Here is a 229-nt window from a genome sequence, read left to right on the forward strand (position 1 = left end):
TGGTGCAGTGAAAGAGAACAGCACAGTAACCGTAGATGTGTTGGCTAACGACACCGATTTAGACGATGGTGCGACCTTTACCTTAGACAATGTGAGCTCGGACAAAGGTCTGGTGACCATCGTTGATAATAAACTAGTGTTTGAAGCGACTGGCGAAGATTTTGATCACCTGTCAGTAGGTGTAACAGAGCAAGTCGTGGTGACGTACACCATGAGCGATGAAAGTGGC

1 protein-coding gene is annotated in these 229 nt (G+C 47.2%); it reads left to right on the forward strand.

Going from position 1 to position 229, the window contains the following annotated elements; translation table 11 throughout:
• A partial coding sequence (locus A136_RS22760) for an Ig-like domain-containing protein (RefSeq protein WP_032546810.1) occupies positions 1-229 on the forward strand: 229 nt, incomplete at both ends.

This window comes from Vibrio crassostreae 9ZC13, from assembly GCF_000272045.2.
GTDB classification, from domain to species: Bacteria; Pseudomonadota; Gammaproteobacteria; order Enterobacterales; family Vibrionaceae; genus Vibrio; species Vibrio crassostreae_C.